The sequence below is a fragment of the Acinetobacter sp. YH18001 genome (assembly GCF_013416975.1).
GTDB lineage: Bacteria > Pseudomonadota > Gammaproteobacteria > Pseudomonadales > Moraxellaceae > Acinetobacter > Acinetobacter pseudolwoffii.
The window spans coordinates 43717-66324 of sequence record NZ_VPEU01000004.1; the positions used below are offsets into that span (position 1 = coordinate 43717).

The 22608-nt window shown below is 46.5% G+C and carries 21 protein-coding genes and 1 riboswitch; of the genes, 8 read left to right on the forward strand and 13 right to left on the reverse strand.

Features of this window, described 5'->3' with window-relative positions; translation table 11 throughout:
- Positions 1–10 precede the first annotated feature (10 nt).
- Both FTV48_RS02480 and FTV48_RS02485 read right to left on the reverse strand, forming a co-directional pair.
- The gene (locus FTV48_RS02480; RefSeq protein WP_005169018.1) at positions 11–1576 is read right to left on the reverse strand and encodes a PAS domain-containing sensor histidine kinase; all 1566 of its coding nucleotides are present in this window, start codon (positions 1574–1576) and stop codon (positions 11–13) included.
- Between the two features lie 22 nt (positions 1577–1598).
- Positions 1599–2234, reverse strand: coding sequence for a response regulator (locus tag FTV48_RS02485; protein WP_005108454.1), 636 nt, complete (start codon positions 2232–2234; stop codon positions 1599–1601).
- Positions 2235–2453: 219 nt separating this feature from the next.
- Between FTV48_RS02485 and FTV48_RS02490 the strand changes: the two genes are divergently transcribed.
- On the forward strand, positions 2454–3521 hold the full coding sequence (locus FTV48_RS02490) for a serine hydrolase (RefSeq protein WP_179999294.1): 1068 nt from the start codon (positions 2454–2456) through the stop codon (positions 3519–3521).
- A gap of 56 nt (positions 3522–3577) precedes the next feature.
- Here FTV48_RS02490 and thrC read toward each other — a convergent pair whose 3' ends face one another.
- The 4 genes from thrC to xerD all read right to left on the reverse strand — a co-directional run bounded on the left by thrC (position 3578) and on the right by xerD (position 8034).
- Positions 3578–4717 (reverse strand): threonine synthase, encoded by a 1140-nt coding sequence (thrC, locus tag FTV48_RS02495; protein ID WP_004281061.1) that lies wholly within the window; start codon positions 4715–4717, stop codon positions 3578–3580.
- Positions 4718–4774: 57 nt separating this feature from the next.
- A complete protein-coding gene (locus FTV48_RS02500; RefSeq protein WP_005094444.1) occupies positions 4775–6079 on the reverse strand; it encodes a homoserine dehydrogenase in 1305 nt (434 codons plus the stop codon).
- A gap of 125 nt (positions 6080–6204) precedes the next feature.
- Entirely contained in the window at positions 6205–7017 is an 813-nt protein-coding gene (locus FTV48_RS02505) for a DsbC family protein (RefSeq protein WP_005169007.1), read from the reverse strand.
- Positions 7018–7116: 99 nt separating this feature from the next.
- Positions 7117–8034 (reverse strand): site-specific tyrosine recombinase XerD, encoded by a 918-nt coding sequence (gene xerD / locus FTV48_RS02510; protein ID WP_005094442.1) that lies wholly within the window; start codon positions 8032–8034, stop codon positions 7117–7119.
- Between the two features lie 175 nt (positions 8035–8209).
- Between xerD and FTV48_RS02515 the strand changes: the two genes are divergently transcribed.
- The 5 genes from FTV48_RS02515 to ftsW all read left to right on the forward strand — a co-directional run bounded on the left by FTV48_RS02515 (position 8210) and on the right by ftsW (position 13356).
- The gene (locus tag FTV48_RS02515; protein ID WP_004281065.1) at positions 8210–8470 is read left to right on the forward strand and encodes a FeoA family protein; all 261 of its coding nucleotides are present in this window, start codon (positions 8210–8212) and stop codon (positions 8468–8470) included.
- A complete protein-coding gene (locus FTV48_RS02520; protein ID WP_179999296.1) occupies positions 8467–10323 on the forward strand; it encodes a ferrous iron transporter B in 1857 nt (618 codons plus the stop codon). Before FTV48_RS02515 ends, FTV48_RS02520 begins: the two co-directional genes overlap by 4 nt.
- Positions 10324–10379: 56 nt before the next feature.
- A complete protein-coding gene (locus tag FTV48_RS02525) occupies positions 10380–10631 on the forward strand; it encodes a DUF6587 family protein (protein ID WP_005094438.1) in 252 nt (83 codons plus the stop codon).
- Positions 10632–10792: 161 nt separating this feature from the next.
- Positions 10793–12139 (forward strand): UDP-N-acetylmuramoyl-L-alanine--D-glutamate ligase, encoded by a 1347-nt coding sequence (gene murD, locus FTV48_RS02530; RefSeq protein WP_179999297.1) that lies wholly within the window; start codon positions 10793–10795, stop codon positions 12137–12139.
- A gap of 20 nt (positions 12140–12159) precedes the next feature.
- Complete coding sequence (gene ftsW, locus FTV48_RS02535) at positions 12160–13356, forward strand: putative lipid II flippase FtsW (RefSeq protein ID WP_005094435.1); 1197 nt, start codon at positions 12160–12162, stop codon at positions 13354–13356.
- Here the strand turns inward: ftsW and FTV48_RS02540 are convergent.
- The 7 genes from FTV48_RS02540 to FTV48_RS02570 all read right to left on the reverse strand — a co-directional run bounded on the left by FTV48_RS02540 (position 13345) and on the right by FTV48_RS02570 (position 20098).
- A complete protein-coding gene (locus tag FTV48_RS02540) occupies positions 13345–13605 on the reverse strand; it encodes a zinc ribbon domain-containing protein (RefSeq protein WP_005094432.1) in 261 nt (86 codons plus the stop codon). The genes ftsW and FTV48_RS02540 overlap by 12 nt on opposite strands.
- 56 nt (positions 13606–13661) lie before the next feature.
- Positions 13662–14582, reverse strand: coding sequence for a tRNA glutamyl-Q(34) synthetase GluQRS (gluQRS, locus tag FTV48_RS02545; RefSeq protein WP_225553535.1), 921 nt, complete (start codon positions 14580–14582; stop codon positions 13662–13664).
- A gap of 2 nt (positions 14583–14584) precedes the next feature.
- Positions 14585–15112 (reverse strand): RNA polymerase-binding protein DksA, encoded by a 528-nt coding sequence (dksA, locus tag FTV48_RS02550; protein ID WP_004281072.1) that lies wholly within the window; start codon positions 15110–15112, stop codon positions 14585–14587.
- 210 nt (positions 15113–15322) lie between these two features.
- On the reverse strand, positions 15323–16135 hold the full coding sequence (cpdA, locus tag FTV48_RS02555) for a 3',5'-cyclic-AMP phosphodiesterase (protein ID WP_179999299.1): 813 nt from the start codon (positions 16133–16135) through the stop codon (positions 15323–15325).
- Positions 16132–16767, reverse strand: a complete 636-nt coding sequence (locus FTV48_RS02560; RefSeq protein WP_100329423.1) for an NUDIX domain-containing protein — start codon at positions 16765–16767, stop codon at positions 16132–16134. The genes cpdA and FTV48_RS02560 overlap by 4 nt, the downstream gene beginning before the upstream one ends.
- 76 nt (positions 16768–16843) lie before the next feature.
- Positions 16844–18739, reverse strand: a complete 1896-nt coding sequence (thiC, locus tag FTV48_RS02565; RefSeq protein WP_179999301.1) for a phosphomethylpyrimidine synthase ThiC — start codon at positions 18737–18739, stop codon at positions 16844–16846.
- 88 nt (positions 18740–18827) lie between these two features.
- Positions 18828–18960, reverse strand: a riboswitch (TPP riboswitch).
- A gap of 106 nt (positions 18961–19066) precedes the next feature.
- The gene (locus FTV48_RS02570; protein ID WP_179999338.1) at positions 19067–20098 is read right to left on the reverse strand and encodes a hypothetical protein; all 1032 of its coding nucleotides are present in this window, start codon (positions 20096–20098) and stop codon (positions 19067–19069) included.
- Between the two features lie 288 nt (positions 20099–20386).
- Between FTV48_RS02570 and FTV48_RS02575 the strand changes: the two genes are divergently transcribed.
- Together FTV48_RS02575 and phoU are read left to right on the forward strand one after the other, a co-directional pair.
- The gene (locus FTV48_RS02575; protein WP_179999303.1) at positions 20387–21733 is read left to right on the forward strand and encodes a TolC family outer membrane protein; all 1347 of its coding nucleotides are present in this window, start codon (positions 20387–20389) and stop codon (positions 21731–21733) included.
- Positions 21734–21825: 92 nt separating this feature from the next.
- On the forward strand, positions 21826–22545 hold the full coding sequence (phoU, locus tag FTV48_RS02580; protein WP_005094412.1) for a phosphate signaling complex protein PhoU: 720 nt from the start codon (positions 21826–21828) through the stop codon (positions 22543–22545).
- The last annotated feature ends 63 nt before the right edge of the window (positions 22546–22608 follow it).

Genomic DNA, 22608 nt, shown 5'->3' on the forward strand with positions numbered 1-22608 from the left:
TTAAACCCCTTTATACCGTAATACGTTGGCAGCTAATGCGAAAGCATGCGCCCTGTTCTTGTTGTATATAGTTTAATTGTGCCTGATTTGCTTCACAAAAACTATGTGATAAGTACAGTCCTAATCCGGTTCCACTAATCGAGGTGCTGAAAAAAGGTTGAAATAATAGGGCCTGGTCGTGTATGGCTACACCTGAGCCGAAATCCCGGATATCAATCCAGACCCGATGTTCATAGGGATGTATATTCAGCTGAATGTAATTGGCATCTGCTGAATTGTGACGGATGGCATTGCGAAGCAGGTTAATCAGGACTTGACGAAATTGTGCTTCATCGAACTGAATCAGCAGCGGCACATCAATATTAAATTGAATCTGATCGCAAATATCGGCCAAATCTTCCTGGATAAATAACGGGATAAATTCATTGAGATGAATCGGCACCGGATGGGTTTCTTTATTTTTGACCATATTCAGCGTGTCCTGAATAATCCGGTCGATCCGGGTCGCCTGTCGGCCAATCATCTGGTTGAGTACTTGTTGTTGTTCATTGTCAGAGTCAAGGTATAAATCATTGGCCTGCACAATAGCTGCCAATGGATTACGAATTTCATGCGCAATACTGGCTGAAAGCTGGCCCAGTGCAGCAAGCTTGAGTTGCTGCACCTGTTGATTGAGTTTTTTGGCATCCTGTAACACCAATAACATCAGGGTTTGATGCGGCACAATCAGCTTTTGTACCTGTACATGAATGTTATAGCGACTTTGCTGTGATTCAAACTGAAAACGCTCGCCATTTTCCAGCGTTTCAAACTGGATCAGTTCAAATAAATCTGGTTGTGACTGGTAGAGGGTAAATTTCTCATGCGCAAATTTTGCTTCGATCCCCAGCAGTGTACAGGCCGCAGGGTTACTCAGGACCACATGATAATTTTCATCCAGCACCAGATAGCCAGTTTCGATCTGTTCCAGAATATAACGGTTAATATTCTGTAAGCGATAAAGTTCCAGAGATTGCGAAAAGTTCAGGTTTTCCAGAATCTGAAAACGGCGTACCGCAATTTGCCCGGTCCCATAGACCACAAAGAACAAAAAGGCCAGCAGGGCACTATTACTGATATTGCTTAAGGAAGAAAATGCAAAAATACTGCCGATAAAATGTTGATATATGACACTAATCACAGCAATCAGGGTGACCACCAAAGCTTTTTTGGCATCCAGCAATAACGATGCGGAAAAGATGGTAATCACAAACAGCAAACCAATTTGCAGATTAGGCCCGTCACTTGCCAAAGTCAGTAAACTTAAGACGCAGACATCGCTAAAGAAAATCATAATCAGCTGCGGCTGGATCAGGCGTCTGATCCATTTCAGTGCGAACAGCTGCGCTGTATTAATGGCAACACCGATTCCCAGCGCATAATAATACAGTTGTGGATATTGATAATCGCCGGTTAGCTCGGGGTAGGTCAGCAGAAAAATCAGCAGCAGGCCAGTGCTGATCAGCAGGCGATACGCACTATACCAGATCCCTAAATGATACTGATTGAGTTCAGAATAATTGGTTTTTTGTGCCATATGCAGCGCGACTCGCCAAAGGCTAAGGTTTAATCAGCCCATAGCGCATGGCCAGATGCGTCAGTTTGACATCACTATCAATATTCAGTTTTTCAAAAATACGATAACGATAGGTATTTACGGTTTTGACGCTGACAAAGAGCTTGTCAGCAATTTCCTGAGCGCTGATACAGTTCACCACCATCATCGCCACTTGCATTTCACGTTCTGACAGTGCATCAAAAGGCGATTGCTGTGTATCAGAAAGGTAAGAACTCGCTAACTGTTCTGCAATGTCGGCACTAAAATATTTACCGCCTTGCATGACTTTATTGATGGCGCGAACCATTTCTGAAATCGGCGCCCCCTTGGTGATATAACCTTTGGCCCCGGCTTTTAATAACAGCGAAGGATAGGGTTCTTCTGCCAGACCGCTGACGGCCAGCACTTTGGTTTCAGGGGCGCTCTGAAGCAGGCGGCGCGTGGTTTCTACGCCACCAATGCCCGGCATATTCACATCCAGTAAAACCACATTCGGATGATGCTGACGAACCAGAGAAATCGCTTCTTCACCAGATTCAGCCTGTCCAATCACCTGAACCTCCGCATGGTCTTCCAGCATTCTGCAAATTCCAGTACGTACTAATTCATGGTCGTCCACAACTAAAACTGTGATCACCTACGCTCTCCCTCTGTTAAAAAAATCATTTTTTTGTTACATAAAGCAAAATAAGCTTGCAATGAAAGTACAAAATTAGCAATCCTATTCGCAAGATTAAATCTGAAACTTATCACACAGTGTCAAGAACAAAAAATGTTCGGCATTGTGTTTAAATGTAAGGCATATTAGAGGTAATACGCAAATCAATCTTACCTCTGTTAGTTGAGTGAAGGAATAGTGAAGAAAATAAACAAGTCTTTAAGGCATCTACTCGGCCTGTCCGTGTTAATCAGCATGAGCACGACAAGTTTTGCTGAAATCATTATGAATTCTGGCACGGCAGAGGGCGGTTCCAGCATTAGTTGGTCTTCTGAAGAAGTTAACCAGTTAATGAGCGATGATTTTAATGCCTCTGCCAATGAGCCTTCGCCACCCGGTTCAGCCACCGTGACCACGACCTTGCGTCAGAGTGTACCGAGCACCCAGCAGTCGGTCAGTGTTCAGCAACCAGCAAAAACAACACAGATTTTTGATACAAACAGTTATAGCAATCAACCTTCTGTCAATGCGCGGGCTGCACTGGTCATGGATGCACAAACCGGTGAAGTGCTGTTTAGCAAAAATACCAATACTGCCTATCCGATTGCATCGATTACCAAATTAATGACGGCTGTGGTGATTTCTGATGCACGTCTAAATATGTCGGAAAAAATCACGCTGCAACAGGCTGATTTTTCCTGTTCAGGCTGTAAAAGCTCAAGCTCGACTTTAAGAGCAGGGGACAGCATGAACCGTGCTGAAGCTTTATTATTTGCTCTGATGAAGTCCGAGAACCCGGCTGCTGCTGCTTTGGCACGAACCTATCCGGGTGGTAGATCAGCGTTTATTGCCAAAATGAATACTAAAGCTAAAGAGCTGGGCATGAATTCTACCCGCTTCATGGAGTCGACAGGTTTGCATCCGGGCAACGTGGCTTCAGCTCGTGACTTGGGAATCTTGGTAAATACTGCCTCTCAATACGGTCTGATTCGCCAGTTCTCGACCACGCCAAGCTATGACTTTAACTTGGGTTATCGTGTATTGAAATCGAATAATACCAATGCCTTGGTACGTAATGGCGGCTGGAATATCAATATTTCTAAAACCGGTTTTATTAATGAAGCAGGGCGCTGTGTAGTGATGCACACGACTCTGAATAACCGTCCGGTGGCGGTAGTACTTTTAGGGGCAAACAGCTCACAGGCGCGTACCAATGATGCGACCCGTTTAATGAGTTGGGTCAGCCAGCAACCTAAACGAATCTAATTGATTGGTTCATAAAAAAACCCTGCAATTGCAGGGTTTTTTAATTCTGGCCGAAATTACATATTCGACAGAATAGAGTCTTTAACTTGACTCATAGTTGCATCAATCGACAACATCACGGCATCAGCACATTGCTTGATGGCAGTGTCTGGATCTTTCAGACCGTTACCCGTTACGGTACATACGATCACTGAACCTTCAGCAATTTTACCCGCTTTAATATCACGGATCGCGCCGCCGACAGACGCAGCAGATGCTGGCTCTACGAACACACCTTCATACATAGAAAGCAGACGTTGAGCTTCAAGAATCTCCGCATCAGTCAGTTCATCAAACCAGCCGTTTGAATCACGAACAACCGCTTTAGCATGATTGAAGCTTTGCGGATTACCGATACGAATCGCAGTTGCAACAGTTTCCGGGTTTTCTACTGGACCGCCACGAAGGAACGGTGCAGCCCCAGAGGCTTGGTAACCTGCCATGATTGGCAAACCTGCCGGTTTAGGACCAGTAAAGGCATCAGTTTCAGCATCGTAAACGACTTGCTCAAATTCTTCTTTCGACTGGTTGGCAACCGCTTCAGTATAACCCATCCAGTGCGCAGTGATGTTACCCGCATTACCTACAGGCAGGCAGTGATAATCCGGTGCACGACCTAAAGCTTCAACGATTTCATAAGCAATGGTTTTTTGACCTTGCAGACGGTATGGGTTGATTGAGTTTACAATCGTTACCGGAGCCTGATCGGCAACTTCTTTGACCAGACGCATACCATCATCGAAGTTACCGCGAATTTGCATGGTGATCGCACCATACATCATCGCTTGAGCCATTTTACCCATGGCAATTTTGCCTTCAGGGATGAGCACGAATGCTTTAATGCCGGCACGAGCCGCATAAGCAGCCGCAGCCGCAGAGGTGTTACCAGTAGATGCGCAGATGATGGCTTTAGAGCCTTCTTCAACGGCTTTGGTCACCGCCATAGTCATACCGCGGTCTTTAAATGAACCAGTCGGGTTTAAGCCCTCGTACTTCACATAAATTTCAACATCTTTACCAATAATGCGTGGAATATTCTCAAGCTTGATCAGTGGAGTATTACCCTCACCCAAAGAGATCGCACGAGTAGTTGCAGACACTGGTAAACGGTCGCGATAGCGGTCAACTAAACCAGTATAACGATTGGCATTCGACATGATGATGTTCCAATTGTGTGTAGAGCTTGGCAAGGGGAAATACTCCCCTTAACCCGATTAATTATCAAGCGATTCTAAACGAATTCGTACAATTTCGCCATGAATGACGGGTAATGCTTGAATTTGTGAGAGCGCTGCATCCATTTTTGATTCGACGATAGGATCGGTCAGAATCACGATCGGAATAAGGTCTTTTAAGCGAGGTTGCTGCATGATGGCATCAATACTGATTCCGGCACGACTGAGGATCGTGGTGACATCGGCAAGCACGCCCATTTGATCTTCGGCATTAATACGGATGTAATAGCCGGTGGTCATTTGTTCACGACTCAAGATCGGTAAATCGGTCAGGGCTTCAAAGGCCAGTTGCGGAATGGTTCCGGCACCGTCTTCGGTATAAATGATATCACGAACAATATCCACCACGTCTGCGACCACAGCAGAAGCCGTTGGGCCTGCACCCGCACCTGCGCCGTAGTATAGTGTTGGACCAACCGCATTGGCCTGTACCAGTACGGCGTTTTTCACGCCATTGACGTTGGCAATCAGTTCTTCTTCAGGAATCAGGGTTGGATGAACACGGAGTTCAATCCCGGCATCGGTGCGGCGTGCAATTCCCAGGTGCTTGATACGGAAACCGAGGTCTTCTGCATATTTCACATCTTGTGCAGTGACTTTGCCAATACCTTCAGTAAAGACTTTGTCAAACTGTAGCGGAATACCAAAGGCACATGAAGCCAGAATGGTCAGCTTATGTGCAGCATCAATACCTTCCACGTCAAAGGTTGGATCGGCTTCGGCATATCCGAGTTCTTGTGCTTCTTTGAGTACGTCTTCAAAAGTACGGCCTTTTTCACGCATTTCGCTGAGAATGAAGTTACCCGTACCATTGATGATGCCCGCCAGCCATTCAATCTTGTTGGCCGCCAGACCTTCACGAATCACTTTAATAATGGGAATACCGCCAGCCACTGCCGCTTCATAGGCAATCTGCACGGCATTGTCTTCAGCCGCTTTAAACAGCTCATTCCCATGTTCAGCCAATAGCGCCTTGTTGGCAGTCACAATATGCTTGCCATGTTTCATGGCTTCCATAATAATTTCAAAAGCAGGATGAATCCCGCCCATGACTTCGACCACCACGTCTACGTCAGGTTGACGCACGATGTCCATCAAGTCTGCACTTTGTTTCACTGATGCAGGTAGGTCCAGATCAGGACGTGGACGACGGGTGCCTACATAGGTAATTTCAATTTCACGACCGGTGCGACGTTTAATCTCAGCAGCATTTTCTTTTAATAGTTTCAAGGCACCACCACCTACAGTACCAAGACCGAGGATAGCCAGACGAACTGGTTTCACGTCACACTCCAAATAAACAGTTTTTTACGAGAACCTAGATCATAGCTAAAAAAACGCCATGACTCTAGGGTCATTTCAGAATATCTTTATGTATAAAATAAAGTTAAATAACGTATTAAAATGAGTTATTTAAGTCGCTTCAATAATTCAGCGCTAGACAGATATCCGCCGAGGTAAACCCCTTCCGAACTATAAATGGCAGGGGTGCCATTGACGCCCATATTCAGGCCCATGTGATATTGATCTTGAACAGGATTTTCACATTTCTCTGCACTAATTTGTGCGCCGGCAATGGCCTGATCAAAAGCACTATGACGGTCAGCACTACACCAGATTGCTTCCATGGCCGGCATATGCTGTTCACCACGCGGCCAGGCGATATAACGAACTTCAATACCTTTACTATTCATTTCATCCATTTGTTCATGGAATTTATGGCAATACGGACAGCTGACATCGGTAAAGACATAGACCACATGCTTGGCCTTGCCTTTGGCCGGATAGATCAGCAGATCTTCTGCTTTCAGTTCGGCAAAGAGTTTGTTGTTGATTCCGGCTTGCAGGTTTTCACTGACATTATGCAGCTGTTTATCACCGAGTCGGATCACGTCGCCCTGAATCAGGTATTTACCATCGCTGGTGACATAGACCGCAGACATACCTTCCAGACTGACCCAGAACAGGTTCGGTACTTCGGTGGTTTTAATATCGGTAATTTTGGCACTGATCCCCGCAGTTTTGAAATGCTTTTCCAAGGTAGAGACCAGACGCTGTTGTGCATTGCGTTCGGTCAGGGTAGAGGCTTCTCCCGTTGCTGGTGCACTTGCAGTCAGTGTATCTTGCTTTTTAGTGTTGTTATCGGAATTGGAACATGCGCTAAGCCCCAAACCAGCAGCAAGTGTACAAGCCATAAAAACTTTTGAGCGGGCAAATGTCATAAATAACCCTTTTCTTCTTGGACTAAAAACAGAGCATTAGCATAACAAAAAAAAATACAAACACGTCAAACTTCTCAGTTTATTCCATATGTAGATGTTTTAAGCCCGTGGATGATGCGCTGCATGCAGCTGCTGCATCCGCACTTGCGCGACATGGGTATAAATCTGGGTGGTCGACAGGTCACTATGTCCAAGCAGCATCTGTACCACACGTAAATCTGCGCCATGATTGAGCAGATGCGTCGCAAAGGCATGCCGCAAGGTGTGCGGTGACAGCTCGGATGCAATCCCGGCCTGTAAAGCATAGCGTTTAATCGCATACCAGAAATTTTGCCGGCTCATGATGCCGCCATGCTGAGTCAAAAACAGATAATCGGTTGAGGTCTTATACAGTTGTGGACGGGCTTCATTCAGATATTTTTCCACCCATTCACAGGCCATGTGTCCCATCGGTACCAGCCGTTCTTTATTGCCTTTACCGACGATGCGTAAATAGCCCTGTTTTAAGTTAATGAGTTCCAGACGTAAGTTAATCAGTTCAGTGACACGTAAACCGCAGGCATACAGCACTTCAAACATGGCACGGTCACGCAGGCCTAAAGCAGTATTGATATCGGGGGCATCAATCAAGGCCTCAACATCGGCTTCAGACAAATCTTTGGGCAAGGCACGGCCAAGCTTCGGGGTTTTATGCGCTGCCACCGGATTATCACTACGCAGCTTCTGTTCACGCAGAAATTTATAAAATGAACGCAAGGCTGACAGACAGCGGGCAATTGAGCGTGGGCTTTTTTGCTGTTTGGTCAGTGCAATCAATACATCGGAAATATCGTCATGGGTCCATTCTGGTAAAGGCTTGCTCAGACATTCTGCACATTGCAGTAAATCAGATAAATAGGCATTTCGGGTGTGTGGACTGACCGTTTGCGCAATCAGATAATCACGAAAACCCTGTAAATAGCTCAAGGCTTCAGGAATTTGAACCGGGGCGGGAATACGGGGTTTTTTATTCAGCATAGGGTGCAAGGATCTGATCTGAAAAAGCGATGAATTTAATAAGTATTCTCCACTGTAGTTTAATTTCACCAGACTGTCGATGTGATATAAAAACTAATTCAGCATGTAATCAATCTTATTTGTTAATTATTCTCATTTGTTTGTATACTGTACAAAATAGTTCAGGAATTTCACGGTGCGTTTGTCTGATTTAAAAGCAAAACAAATTGCCATCATTCGAAAAGTGAGTCGAACAACTGATGGTGAAAGTGCTCTACACGATGTCGTCGCGAGTCGTTTGGAAACTCTAGGCTTTGTGCCGGGTACGAAGGTACAGGTGATTACGAAAGGTATTTTTGGTGGAGATCCCATTTTGATTCAAGTTGGATTTACCCGTTTTGCTTTGCGTAAATCAGAAGCAGCCAAAATTGAAATCGAACAGGCGGTGTCGGCATGAGTGATACATTACGTATTGCCCTTGTCGGTAACCCTAACTGCGGTAAAACTTCATTATTCAACCATTTAACCGGAACACGCCAAAAAGTTGGTAACTATGCGGGTGTCACGGTTGAACGTAAAGTCGGTACGTTTCAGCTTGCTTCAGGCAAAGCGGTGCGGGTACTGGATTTGCCAGGAACTTATAGTCTGGATGCGACCAGTCCGGATGAAGAAATCACCCGTAATGTGGTGCAAGGTAAAATCGCAGAAGAACAGCAGCAGGATGCATTCTTATGTGTGGTCGATGCCACTAACCTGAAACTGCATCTGGGTCTGGTCCTAGAAATGATTGCTTTGGGTCGTCCGATTCTGGTCGTACTCAACATGATGGATGAAGCACGCCGTCGCGGGATGCAAATCAATACCCAGAAGCTGTCTGAGCGACTGGGCGTACCTGTGGTAGAAACTGTGGCGGTACGCAGTTCAGGGATTGAAAACCTGAAAAATGCCTTGGATCAGGGGAAATTCTCGGTACCGCAGACTGAACTGAGTGGCTTAAAGGGTGACCCGCATCAGCAGGTGGAAGTCATTCTGAACGACGTGGTCAATTTCGTCGATCAGGAAGACAAACGTACCGATTTTCTCGACAAGATTTTTTTACATCCGGTACTGGGTCTACTCAGCCTGGCTGTAATGATGTTCGTGATTTTCCAAGCGGTATTTGCCTGGGCTGCGCCGTTTATGGATGGCATCGAAACCTTCTTTGGTTGGCTCGGTGAATTCCTCGGTGAATATATTGCTCATCCTTTACTGAATAGTCTGGTGGTGGACGGGATTATTGCTGGTGCCGGCGGGGTGGTGGTATTCCTGCCACAGATTCTGATTCTGTTCTTCTTTATTCTAGTCTTGGAAGAATCAGGTTATTTACCACGAGCAGCCTTCTTGCTCGATAAGCTGATGTTTAAAGCGGGCCTGTCAGGCCGTGCCTTTATTCCGTTATTGTCCAGCTTTGCCTGTGCCATTCCGGGCATCATGGCATCGCGTACCATCAGTGATCCGCGAGATCGTTTAACCACGATTTTTGTGGCACCGCTGATGACCTGTTCAGCACGTTTGCCGGTATATGCCTTGCTGATTGCAGCTTTCATTCCACAGCAAACTGTCTGGGGTTTTATGAACCTGCAAGGTCTGGTGTTATTTGGCCTGTATATGGCGGGTATTGTCAGTGCTCTGGCGGTGTCTTTTGTACTGAAATTTTTCCATAAAGATAAATCCCAGCACATGCTGTTGATGGAGCTGCCAAGCTACCGTTTCCCGGATCTGAAAAACGTCTGGATCGGCTTGCTGGATCGCGGCAAAATCTTCTTGAAGCGGGTCGGCGGTATCATCTTTGCCTTATCGATTGTACTCTGGTTCCTGTGTACCTTCCCGCAACCCCCAGAAGGTGCGACTTTGCCGGCGATTGATTATTCACTGGCAGGTATGCTCGGTCATCTGATGCAGCCAATCTTTGCACCGCTCGGTTTTAACTGGCAGATCTGTATTGCCTTGATTCCAGCCATGGCAGCACGTGAAGTGGTGGTTGCTGCATTGGGCACTGTCTATGCACTGTCTGCCGTAGATGACGATGCAATGTCCGAAGGTCTCTCTTCACTCATCAGTAGTGGTGGTGATCTGGGCTGGTCAGTGGCGACAGGTCTGTCTTTACTGGTGTGGTTTATTTATGCACCGCATTGTCTGGCAACTTTGGCGACAGTCAAACGTGAAACTGGTTCCTGGAAAACGGTCAGTATCATGACGGTTTACCTGTTTGGCTTGGCATATTTCATGTCATTCCTGACTTATCAAATTGCTTCATATTATTTGGGCTAATCTCAGGTTGGCCTCGGCCCGTTGAGCTTGCCTGAGTATATGCATGGGAGATTGAGATGATTGAAATTCTGATTGTGGCGGCACTGGTGCTGTGGAGTGCGCTGGTGGTATTTAAAAAGGTGTTTCCGAACACCTCTCACTCAGTCTTCCAGAAGCTGTCTGATGCCTGCGCAGCAAAAGGCTGGACGCGTCTGGCCAAATGGCTGCAACCGGGTATGGCTGCAGGCTGTGGTGGCAACTGTGCCTGTCCGGTGTCGGAGCAAAGTGCACAGGAAAAGCCGGCCCAGCAAGCGGTCAAATGGAAATAAGTTCCTTTTTGGCTGTAATTTTAAAAACCGTCATGAGCATGACGGTTTTTTTACGCATGGACACAAAAAAATATGCAGAAAGCTCAATCAGAAAAGGCATTCAAAACAGCAAAGTGCTACCATTTCGTCAGTTTCAAAATAGACCAAAATATGGGGCGAAAATGTTAATACAACGTGGTGGGTTAAAAGTCGTTGCAGGACTCGGAATATCAGGTGTTGCAGCAGTCAATTTCTTACATGACCAGGGCTACCGCGTTGCAGTAACGGATTCTAGAGCCATCCCTCCGGGACATGACCAGATTCCGGCCGAAGTCCAGACCAGTTTCGGCCAGTTTGATGCCGAGCTGTTGCTGTCTGCAGAAGAAATCGTGATCAGTCCGGGACTGGATCCAAAATTGCCAGAAATTCAGGCGGCGATGGCGCAGGGTATTCCTGTGGTGAGTGAAATCCAGATTTTACGCCGCGCCACCGACAAGCCGATTGTCGCGATTACCGGTTCCAATGCCAAAAGTACAGTGACCACTTTGATTGGCTTAATGGCAGCCGATGCTGGCAAAAAAGTCGCCGTCGGTGGCAATTTGGGCCGTCCTGCACTGGATTTAACCAAAGATGATCCTGAATTCTATATTTTAGAATTATCCAGTTTTCAGCTGGAAACTACTTCAAATCTGGCGGCTGAAGTGGCGGTGGTACTGAACATGAGTGAAGATCATCTGGATCGGCATGGCGATATGATGGGCTATCACACCGCCAAGCACCGGATTTTTCAGGGTGTGAAAAAAGTGGTGTATAACCGGGATGATTCTTTGACCCGTCCTTTGGTGCCAGATGTGACGCCGATGCAAAGTTTTGGCCTGAATGCACCCGATATGAACCAGTACGGGATTCTTAAAGATACCGATGGTGGCATCTGGTTGGCGCGTGGTCGTGAACGTCTGTTAAAAAGTACCGAGATGTATATGCAGGGCACGCATAATGTTGCCAATGCCCTGGCTTGTCTGGCACTCGGTGAAGCGATTGGTTTGCCATTGGACAGCATGCTAAACACTTTAAAAACCTTCAAAGGTCTGGAACATCGCTGCGAATTTGTCAAAGCAGTGCAGGGCGTACGTTATTATAACGACTCCAAAGGCACCAACATCGGTGCAACCTTGGCGGCTCTCGATGGTCTCGGTATGGCGATTGAAGCCCAAGGTGGCAAAGTTGCGATTATTCTCGGTGGACAGGGCAAAGGACAGGACTTTAAGGCTTTGCGTGAATCATTGAGTAAATATGCCAAGATTGCAGTGCTGATTGGTGAAGACCGTCCGATCATCGAAGCAGCGATTAGGGGCACGACTGAGCTGGTTCATGCAGAGAGTTTGCAGCAGGCCGTAGAAATCTGCCAAAAGCACACCCAGGCAGATGATGTCGTGCTATTGTCTCCTGCATGCGCAAGTTTTGATATGTTCTCGGGTTATCCTGAGCGTGGTCGCAAGTTTGTTGCGTATGTGAATGAACTCAATTAAGAATAACAAGGATTCGTGATATGGCTGGGTTTGCTCAGACTACGATCAATAAACTAAACCAATTTTATAGCCAGTGGGTACCCAAGCTCCCCGCTGAGCTAAATCCACGGAATGTACTAATTTTCTGTGTATTGGCTTTACTGTGTATTGGTTCGATCATGGTGGCATCGGCCTCGATGCCTTATGCTGAACGTATGCATGAAAATGCCTTTCATTATATTAGCCGCCATGGCATTTCGATTTTTGTGGCAGCAGTAGCCGCCTATCTAACCTATAAAATTCCCTTAAAGGTCTGGTTTAATAACACCTTCTTTTTGTGGATTATTACCATTGTACTGTTGGTGGCCGTGCTGGTGGTCGGGACTGAGGTCAATGGTTCCAAGCGCTGGATTCGGGTGGCCGGATTTACCTTGCAGGCCTCGGAAGTGGCGAAAGTGATGATGGCGATTTTTACCGCGGACTATGTGGTACGCCGTGCGGAAGAAGTCCGGAACAATATTAAAGGTTTGGTTCGTTTAAGTGCGATTATGGGTGTGACCGTCGGTTTGATTATTCTTGAGCCGGACTTGGGGGCAACCGTAGTAATTACCTTGACCATGCTTGGCGTGTTTTTCCTCGCGGGTGCGCCGTGGATTCAGTTTGGTGTGGCCTTTATGACCTTGGTCGGTGCATTTGCCGCAGCGATTTTATTAGAGCCTTATCGCTTGCAGCGTTTGATGTCTTTTTCAAATCCATGGGAAGATCCACTGGGTAGCGGTTATCAGCTCTCGAATGCACTAATGGCCTTCGGCCGTGGTGAGTGGGCCGGGGTTGGATTGGGGCACAGCATTCAGAAAATGTCTTATCTGCCTGAAGCGCATACTGATTTTATGCTGGCGATTTTAGGTGAGGAATTTGGCTTTTTAGGTATTGCGACCATCCTGATCCTGTCTTTTACCATGCTGGTCTGCTGTATCCGGATCGGACATCGTGCCTTGCAACATCAATATCTACGCGCCGGCTATCTGGCCTATGGGATCTGTATCATTTTCCTGTTACAGATTCTGGTGAATGCCGGTATGAATATGGGCGTGTTACCGACCAAAGGTTTGACCCTGCCATTTATTAGTTATGGGGGTTCATCATTGATTATCTGTGCGGTGATGATCAGTTTAGTGCTGAAAATTGATTCGACCACTCGGCAGGTCAATCCAAGCCGGGAAGAATCAAGCTTCTAGATTGGAGTTGGACCCGGGCTCCGGCTGAGCATGGTCAAGCACTGTGCTCGGCATTGCAGTTCCGCAATTGGAACAGGTCACAAAAGCAGTTTTAGGCTTGGAAAGTGGAATCAATGGAATAAAAAACAAAGAAAAATAATGACGTTGCTGTTTCAGCTCATAGCCTGTACGGGTTCGGCAGACTGGACACAGGAACTGGCTCTTTTCAATAGTTTTGGTTTTAGGGCCGAATCCAAAAATAAAAAACATCTGCTTTTCCTCTCTGATTTTAATTCTAGAATTCTAGCTTAAGCCAAAACAGGTTTTTATTGATAACAACCTTGTAGCGCTGTTGTATGTGGAATCCGTTCAATGTTCCATTGCGCAACCGCCTGTTGCAGCATGCGTTGTGGCGTATCCAGATCAACTTCAGCCTGATGCAAAGCATTAAGTGCCTGTTTTAAGAGTTGTGGGGCCTGACTTAAATCCAGTGCTTGGGCCAGATTCTGTTTTGAGAGTTTTTGTCCCTGATCATTCATCGCCAGGGGTAGATGCATATAATTCAGACGCGGATAACCGAGCAACTGCCCCAGATAGATTTGCCGTTCGGTATTGTCCAGCAGGTCAGCACCACGTACCACATGGGTCATGCCTTGCAGATAGTCATCGACCACTACCGCCAGCTGATAATTAATAATCCCGTCACGACGTTTTAAGACAAAGTCTCCCAGATCTTTCTTCAGCTTTGAGCAGTGTCGACCTTGTAATTGATCTTCAAAACAGATTTCGATATCTTCGACTTTTAAACGGATCGCTTGATTGTCGAATGCCAGAGCTAGGTCACGGCAGGTATCCTGATAGATATGATTGGAACCGAGCATTTTACGGGTACATTGACAGGCATAAACCAGACCCTGCTGACGTAATTGTTCGATCACATCTGCATAAATATCTAAACGGTCTTTCTGGAAAATGATTTCGCCGTCTGGCTCAAGCTGAAAGGCGTCCATGGCACGCAAAATATGCTCTTCACTGCCCGGATAAATACGCGGAATATCGGTATCTTCCACCCGAACCAGCCATGTGCCGTGGTTGGCTTTGGCATCGCAATAACTGGCAACTGCGGTAATGAGGGAGCCAAAATGCAAAGGGCCGGTTGGCGATGGCGCGAACCGACCCACATAAGCCATCCTATTGTCCCCCTCCTTTTTTAAAGGAGGGGTTAGGGGAGGATTATTCAACAGCATCATTAACCGTTATTTTGCTTCTCTTTGATTTCCGCCAGGGTTTTGCAGTCAATACATAAAGTAGCCGTTGGACGAGCTTCTAAACGACGCAAACCAATTTCGATGCCACAAGTTTCACAGAAACCATAGTCATCATTCTGGATCGCTTCGATTGACTGTTCGATTTTACGGATCAGTTTACGTTCACGGTCACGGGTACGCAGCTCAATTGCAAATTCTTCTTCCTGAGTGGCACGATCGTTGACATCAGGCAGGGCAGTATTCTCATCTTGCATCGTATTCAGCGTACGATCCACTTCTGACATCAACTCGGCTTTCCAGGCCAGCAAAATTTGGCGGAAATGCTGAAGCTGACCTTCAGACATGTATTCTTCATTTTTTTTAGGTTGATAAGGTTCAATACCAAATAAGCTAGCAGTAGAACCACCGTCAGTCGTTTTAGGCTTAGATTTGCGTACGCGCTTTGCAGCTTTCTCTTCTACAACATCAGTTTGATTGTCTAAGACTTGATTTTGGTTGTCATTCGCCATTTAGGGCATTCCTCATCATATGCGTATGATTGCTACGCAAAAAATATGGTGATATGCAATTTTTATCCACCCTGTAGAAGGATTATCCTCCTGTGGGGGCCGTCATCATATAGACTTTTTATGCTTATTGATAGTCTTTGATGTCTGGACTATGCATATCACATTTCCTTTGGTTGCAATAAAGTAATGCAAAAAAAACAAATTGAAAAGTTAATAACCTGAAATTTCAGTATTAATATTTTGCTGACTCAATGCCACCCGTTCAATATAGGTATCAAACTCACCATTTTGTTGCAAATGTAATACACGATAACCGGGCGCCGCCTGATCTAGCGCGAAATCCTGGCTTTTAGGTTTGAACTGCACACTGGTCGATGGCGTGGATAAAAAATAGATACCATGCCATTCATTACAGGAATCCTGATGCACATGACCAAACAAGACCAACTTTATATTCTGGTGCCGTGCCAGGACATCTTTTAAATCTTCAGCATTTTTCAGCCGGTGCTGATCAATCCAGTGCGATTTCATCGCAAAAGGGTGATGATGACAAGCGATGATGACATGCTGATGCTTAAACTCAAGCAATAATTGGTTCAATTGATCAAGCTGAGCTTGTTCCACCCAGCCATCAACCTTGCCTTGAACCGCACTATTCAACAAAATCATGGTCCAGCTACCAAAATGAATCGCATGTACCTGATTGGCATTCTGATGAAACGGAAAGATCCGGGTGTCATCATGATTACCCGGAATCTGATAATGCGGCACGTTTAAGGACTGGATAAAGTCTAAATAACGCTGATAAGTTCGTTCCACCGGCACCTGGGCCAGATCACCGGTATGAATCAGCGCATCCATTTTGGGAAAGCGCTGCTGAATTTGCTGCATCACCTCATGAAAACTCTGCTCGGGATTCATCCGGGCAAATTCCAGCTCTTCCCGATCCATCAAATGGGTATCAGAAATCTGGATAATGGTCCAATCCGGCTGCGTGTCTGTGCTTGACTGCTGAAAACTCATGTCTTTCCCCTTAGACATATTCCTGCAGTATGAATATGTTGTTGCAACCATTGCAAGGCCATAATGACAGGTGCATTTCTTAAGCGACCATTCGTGAGCAAGGACGGAATATCGGCATAATCCAGAATATGCAGCTGGATATTTTCCCCTTCATCCGGCATGCCAAAAATACCGCCCTGTTCAGGCAATTCGGTCTGGGCCACATATAAATGGAAAAGCTCAGAACATGCTCCGGCGGAAGGATAGAAGCTGAAAATGTGCTGTAGCTCATCCAGAGTACAGCCTGATTCTTCGAGTGCTTCGCGACGGATACACGCTTCAGGCGCTTCATCGCCATCCAGAACACCAGCAATCACTTCGAGTTGCCACGGTGAATCGACATCGTCCAGTCCGCCAATCCGGAACTGTTCAATCAGGCCGAATTTCTGCTGTTGATGGTTATAGAGCAGCACACCCGCTGCTTCTGGCCGGTGAATCAGCTCACGTTGCAAAATAGGCGTCGAGCTGTCCTGCTGGAATAAACGGTGTCGCAGGCTGACTTTTTCCACCTGAATAAATCCCCGGTACAAGAACTCACGTGCCTCTATGCGAAAGTCTTTTTTATTATAAGAGGCCTGTTTAATAATATTCATATGCTCAGATAGAATGAATTGATTTATTTTCATCCTATCTGAGTTTTTTTTGAAGACAACTGTTTTTTTTAAAGTTTTATAGTTTGTGGTACAGATTTTGGCCAGACTTATGGAAGCTGGCTTTCATCTGATCCATACCTGCTTCAATTTCGGCCTGAGAGCTTGCCGGCTGATCAGGCTTGGCCTGCTGATTGGCATAGTCTCGAACATTCTGGCTAATCTTCATTGAACAGAACTTCGGTCCACACATGGAACAGAAATGTGCAGATTTATGGGCTGCTTTGGGCATGGTTTCATCATGCATGCTGCGGGCTGTATCCGGATCCAGACTCAAATTAAACTGGTCTTCCCAGCGGAATTCAAAACGTGCCTTGGACAGCGCATTGTCCCGGGCCTGTGCGCCTGGATGCCCTTTGGCCAGATCGGCTGCATGTGCTGCAATCTTGTAGGTAATAATGCCGTCTTTGACATCTTTTTTATTTGGCAAGCCAAGATGCTCTTTCGGGGTGACATAGCACAGCATGGCGGTGCCATACCAGCCAATCATTGCGGCACCAATCGCTGAAGTAATATGGTCATAACCCGGGGCGATATCGGTGGTTAAAGGGCCAAGGGTATAGAAGGGCGCTTCTTTACAGACTTCCAGTTGCAGGTCCATATTTTCCTTGATCATGTGCATCGGCACATGGCCCGGACCTTCAATCATCACCTGTACATCATGTTCCCAGGCACGATGGGTCAGTTCACCCAAGGTTCTCAGTTCAGCGAACTGTGCTTCGTCATTGGCATCCTGCACACAGCCCGGACGCAAGCCATCGCCGAGGCTGAAAGACACATCGTAGGTTTTCATAATGTCGCAGATGTCATCGAAATGGGTGTAGAGAAAGTTTTCCTGATGATGCGCCAGACACCACTGTGCCATGATCGAACCGCCACGCGAAACGATGCCGGTCAGACGGTTGGCCGTGAGCGGTACATATCTTAAAAGTACACCGGCATGAATGGTGAAATAATCCACGCCCTGTTCCGCCTGTTCAATCAGGGTATCTTTAAAGATTTCCCAGGTCAGGTCTTCGGCTACGCCGTTGACTTTTTCCAAGGCCTGATAGATCGGTACGGTGCCAATTGGCACGGGAGAATTGCGGATAATCCATTCCCGGGTTTCATGGATGTTCTGCCCGGTTGAGAGATCCATAATGGTATCTGCACCCCAGCGTGTCGCCCAGGTCATTTTCGAGACTTCTTCTTCAATCGAAGAACCCAAAGCCGAGTTACCAATATTGGCATTGATTTTCACCAGAAAATTGCGTCCGATGATCATCGGTTCCAGTTCCGGATGATTGATATTGGCCGGAATAATCGCGCGGCCGGCAGCGACTTCCTGCCGTACAAACTCCGGGGTGATTTCAGTCAGGTTTTTAGCGCCGAAATTTTGTCCCGGATGCTGGCGCATATCGACACCCTCCAGTTGACGCAGGTTTTCACGAATGGCGATATATTCCATTTCTGGCGTAATCATGCCTTGTTTGGCATAGTGCATCTGGGTGATGTTCTGGCCGCGTTTGGCTTTGCGCGGTTTTTGAATATGCGCGAAACGGATGGCCGCAGTACGGATATCACGTAAACGTTGTCGGCCAAATTCAGAGCTTAAATCGTCCAGCATTTCCGTATCGTTACGCTGTTCAATCCAGCTGTCACGGATATTGGGCAGGCCTTTATTCAGGTCAATCGTCACATTGGGGTCGGTATAGACACCAGACGTGTCATAAACCATCAAGGGCGGATTATATTCACCGCCCAAGCCGGTCGGGGTTTCACTGAGGGAAATTTCCCGCATCGGCACCTGAATATCAGGACGCGAGCCTGGCAGATAGACTTTACGTGAAGCGGGTAGAATGCGCGTTAAATCACGTGCTTCCTGTTCATGCGTGGAGAGAGAAGTTTCAGAAGAAAGATTCGTTAACTGGTTCATGGCTATGATCCTTATGAATGACATCAACGAATCAAGCACGACCAAAAACGCGGACAGATTTATCCTGAGCAGATAAAGCAGGGGCTGGGTTTTTAGCTGGCTTGATTCCTACGCAGGTATTAACCTGATCAGGTTCAACGGTACCCATGCTCAATTCCTGATAAAGATAAAAGGAATCACATGATCTCAGCGAGGGATTACTCGCGCTCCGTCAAGCGAGGCTAAAGCTTAGCTCAGTTTATGCCGAATAAACAGGTCTAAATCTCTCAACTTTAGCGATGATCTTCTATTCAGGAGGGAAGCTGGACTCAAGCCAAATATTTCCAGCTAGATACAGAATGCATCCATAAAACAGTCTTTATCATATTTTTGTGAGGGTGGGCTGATCTTGGCATAATACAGAATCTGTTCAGCGTCCGAGCGGTTGCGATAGTCGGCAGGCAAGGCTTGCTGGCGCTGTTGCGGATTCATGTCCAGAAACTCCAGAAATTGGCGAGCCTGGGTCGAAAGCGTTGATTTCTGACCGCTGGATAGACCAATAATGGTTTCCAGATGACTGGTATCGACTGCATAACGGTCACGATAATCCTCAGAAACGGGAGATACTTCGGTGCCTCTAAACAAAAAATAGGTATATTGTTTCAGCAGGTATTCGGCATCCCGCTTATAGCTGCTCTCAGGATAGGTCTTGAGATAATCTTCCCAAAGCAGACTGCGGGCTGCAATGTCAGCTGCTTCAATTTGCAGGCGTTTTTCCACCAGTACCGGCTGCATATTCTGTTCAGCCAGATGTTCAATAAAAACTTTTTCAGCGTCGGGTAAATAAGGCGCAAAAATGCGGGCCAGATATTCCGGACTACGACGATAATGTAAGTTGCCATCGCCAAGATCCAGCAGTTCGACATAAGCCTGACCTTTGTGTTTTAACAGGTACTGGTCACGTGAGGTGAGCTGCTGAAAATGGGCTTGCTGAATGGTCGGATGCTGGGCCATTTCCAGCGCATACTGTTCAAAGGCGCGTTGCTGGAACTCGGTACGGTCGACGGCTAAAAAGCGCTGATACATTTCAGTAGAACGCAGCATCAGATGCTTCTGCTCCGCCAATTCCATCAGGGGCAGACACACTTTAAGATCCTGATTAACCTGTTCCAGCGCAAAAGTGGTGCGCTGGTCATTAATCTGGGACATATTTTTTTCAATATTCTTGCACATCAGGCTAAAGTCATTGACTGGACTTTGCTTCTGATTGGTCTCAGTCTGTTCGACCTGGATCTGTGGTTCCGACGGCTGCTGACAGCCTGCCAGAAACAGCAGACTGCCGGAAATTAGACAGGCTTTGAATATCGACGGGAATGGCATTAACACTATGTTTCAGGACTCTGTATAGGTGAATTCAGAAAATAACGGCCTTGCTGGGAGATATATTGTATAGATCAAATAAAAATACTATGTTTAGTATTGTGAATTGCTTTGTTACATTGCGGGTATAGATCTTGAAAATTGAATTAATCGTGGATAAAACCCGAGAGTTATATTAAAAAGTTAATAAAAATCATACGCAAAAATGCAAAAAATCTCTTTAGTATGGCTTAGCTTAAAGCGTCAGAATTTTTGATCTGAATGGCTGTTAGGGGTTAACACTATAAAATGAAACTAAAACTCAGTGTCATGGCCGGTTTATTATGCAGTAGTCCGGCGATTTTTGCCCTGGATTTGCAACAAGCCTATGCGCGCGCCCAGCAAAACGATCCGAACTGGCAAGCGAATCTGTTGCAATATCAGGCCGATCAGCTCAATCTGGGGATTGCCAGCGGAAATTTACTGCCGACCGTGAGCCTTTCAGGAAATATCACCCGTAAAAACCAGTCTGTTGATGCACCTGCCGATCTACAGTTTTCTAATTTCATTACTTCCAGTAATACCACCCGCCAGCTGGCTTTAACTGCACGCCAGCCTTTATTCCGCTGGGATGCCTGGCAGGGCTATAAACAGGTCAAAACTTCGGTCGAACTCAGCGAAGTCAACTTACGTCTGCAAAAACAGCAGCATATTTTACAGGTGGCAGAAGCCTATTTTAATGTCTTGCGTCAGCAGTCTTTGACCACGGCATATTTGCAGGAAGAACAGGCTCTATCTGAGCAGCTGCGCATGATGAATGCCAAACTAAAAGAAGGTCTGGTGGCACGTAGTGAGGTCAGTGAAGCCAATGCCCAGTATCAAAGTGCCCAGGCCAACCGGATTTCGACCCAGGTTCAGCTGGTGCTGGCACAGGAGCAGCTGGCTCAGCTGATCGGGCCTTATCAGGAAAATCTGGCGGTATTACGCAATGACTTCCAGTTTCAGAAACCGATTCCAAGTGACATGCAGTCCTGGACAGATTTGGCACAAAGCCAGAATCTGAACATTCTGCAAGCCCGTCTGCAAAAACGCTATTCTGAAGATGCCAAACGGGTTGAGCAGGCCGCTCTCTATCCGCAGGTTGAAGCGGTCGGCACCTATGGCTATCTGAAACAGACACCAGAAACGATTATGTCCAGCAATGGTGATTTCGACCAGATTGGGGTGGAAGTCAACTGGAACCTATTTAGCGGTGGCCGTACCCAGAAAAGTATTCGTCAGGCTGGGGTCAATGTACAAAAAAGTGCAGCCCAATTAGACGCTGCGATCCGTAAAGCCAATACCGATGTGAAGCAGTCCTTTATGCAGGTAGAAACCGATCAGGCCAAACTGAATGCGCGTAAAGCAGCAATGGAATCTTCGGAAATGGTTTCACAAGCCTCCAGAGCCCAATATCAGGAGGGCTTAAAGACCATGGTCGATGTGTTGCTGGCCCAGCGCAATGCTTTTTCTGCCAAAACGGATTATCTGAATGCCAAATATGATTATCTGCTGCATGTACTCCAGTTACAGGCTTCAGTCGGGCAGCTGACTGAAAAGGAGCTGGCAGAGCTGAATGCCTGGCTGATCGAATATGATTCACCTCAGCCCAGATGACGCTACGATTGTCATCAAACTTTCATCATAGTTATGCTTTAATGTGCTTTATTATTGATCATCGCTATATGCCATTTCAGGAGTAGACTTCCTTGTGTCCAAATAATCCTGTGTTAAGTCATCACATTTCTTCGCAATTTAATGAAGAGTTGCAGGACGTCAATACCAAATTCATGACCATGGGCGGACTGGTGGAACAGCAGGTGGCCAACGCCATTCATGCCTTACTGGATACCGATGTCGCCATGGCGATTGATGTGCAGTTTCAGGACAATGTTGTCAATCAGATGGAAAGAGACATTGATGAAGCACTGACCCTGATTCTGGCACGCCGTCATCCTGCTGCGATTGATTTACGGATGGTACTTGCCATGTCCAAGGCCAATACCGATCTTGAGCGTATTGGTGATGAAGCGTCTAAAATAGGCCGGATTGCACAAAGCCTGAGCGAAGAGGGTAGTTCGCCGCGCGGTTATATGGAAACCCGGCATATTGGCAACCAGGTTCGGGTGATGATTCATGATGCACTGGATGCTTTTGCACGTCTGGATGTAGATCAGGCCTTGAAAGTGATGTTGGCAGATGCGGATATCGACCGTGAATACCAGTCAGCAACACGTACTCTCATGACCTATATGATTGAAGATCCGCGACATATTAGTCGTGTTATCAATGTGCTATGGGTGCTTCGTTCACTCGAAAGAATTGGCGACCATGCCCGGAATATTTCTGAACAGGTGATCTATATGGTCAAAGGTTTTGACGTACGTCATACCAGCGTCGAAGAAATTGAGCAAAAAGTTCAGCGTTAAAAACAATTATCTCTCAATAAAAGACCTCCCGCTCGGAGGTTTTTTTATTGGCTTGGAAGAAGC

Coding starts and splice junctions, on each gene's coding strand:
- FTV48_RS02480 (WP_005169018.1), bottom strand. CDS start 1,576: ATGGCACAAAAAACCAATTATTCTGAACTCAATCAGTATCATTTAGGG.
- thrC (WP_004281061.1), bottom strand. CDS start 4,717: ATGTCGAATGCCAATCGTTATACTGGTTTAGTTGACCGCTATCGCGAC.
- FTV48_RS02505 (WP_005169007.1), bottom strand. CDS start 7,017: ATGACATTTGCCCGCTCAAAAGTTTTTATGGCTTGTACACTTGCTGCT.
- xerD (WP_005094442.1), bottom strand. CDS start 8,034: ATGCTGAATAAAAAACCCCGTATTCCCGCCCCGGTTCAAATTCCTGAA.
- FTV48_RS02520 (WP_179999296.1), top strand. CDS start 8,467: ATGAGTGATACATTACGTATTGCCCTTGTCGGTAACCCTAACTGCGGT.
- FTV48_RS02525 (WP_005094438.1), top strand. CDS start 10,380: ATGATTGAAATTCTGATTGTGGCGGCACTGGTGCTGTGGAGTGCGCTG.
- murD (WP_179999297.1), top strand. CDS start 10,793: ATGTTAATACAACGTGGTGGGTTAAAAGTCGTTGCAGGACTCGGAATA.
- ftsW (WP_005094435.1), top strand. CDS start 12,160: ATGGCTGGGTTTGCTCAGACTACGATCAATAAACTAAACCAATTTTAT.
- FTV48_RS02540 (WP_005094432.1), bottom strand. CDS start 13,605: ATGTTTTTTATTTTTGGATTCGGCCCTAAAACCAAAACTATTGAAAAG.
- gluQRS (WP_225553535.1), bottom strand. CDS start 14,582: ATGCTGTTGAATAATCCTCCCCTAACCCCTCCTTTAAAAAAGGAGGGG.
- dksA (WP_004281072.1), bottom strand. CDS start 15,112: ATGGCGAATGACAACCAAAATCAAGTCTTAGACAATCAAACTGATGTT.
- cpdA (WP_179999299.1), bottom strand. CDS start 16,135: ATGAGTTTTCAGCAGTCAAGCACAGACACGCAGCCGGATTGGACCATT.
- FTV48_RS02560 (WP_100329423.1), bottom strand. CDS start 16,767: ATGAATATTATTAAACAGGCCTCTTATAATAAAAAAGACTTTCGCATA.
- thiC (WP_179999301.1), bottom strand. CDS start 18,739: ATGAACCAGTTAACGAATCTTTCTTCTGAAACTTCTCTCTCCACGCAT.
- FTV48_RS02570 (WP_179999338.1), bottom strand. CDS start 20,098: ATGCCATTCCCGTCGATATTCAAAGCCTGTCTAATTTCCGGCAGTCTG.
- FTV48_RS02575 (WP_179999303.1), top strand. CDS start 20,387: ATGAAACTAAAACTCAGTGTCATGGCCGGTTTATTATGCAGTAGTCCG.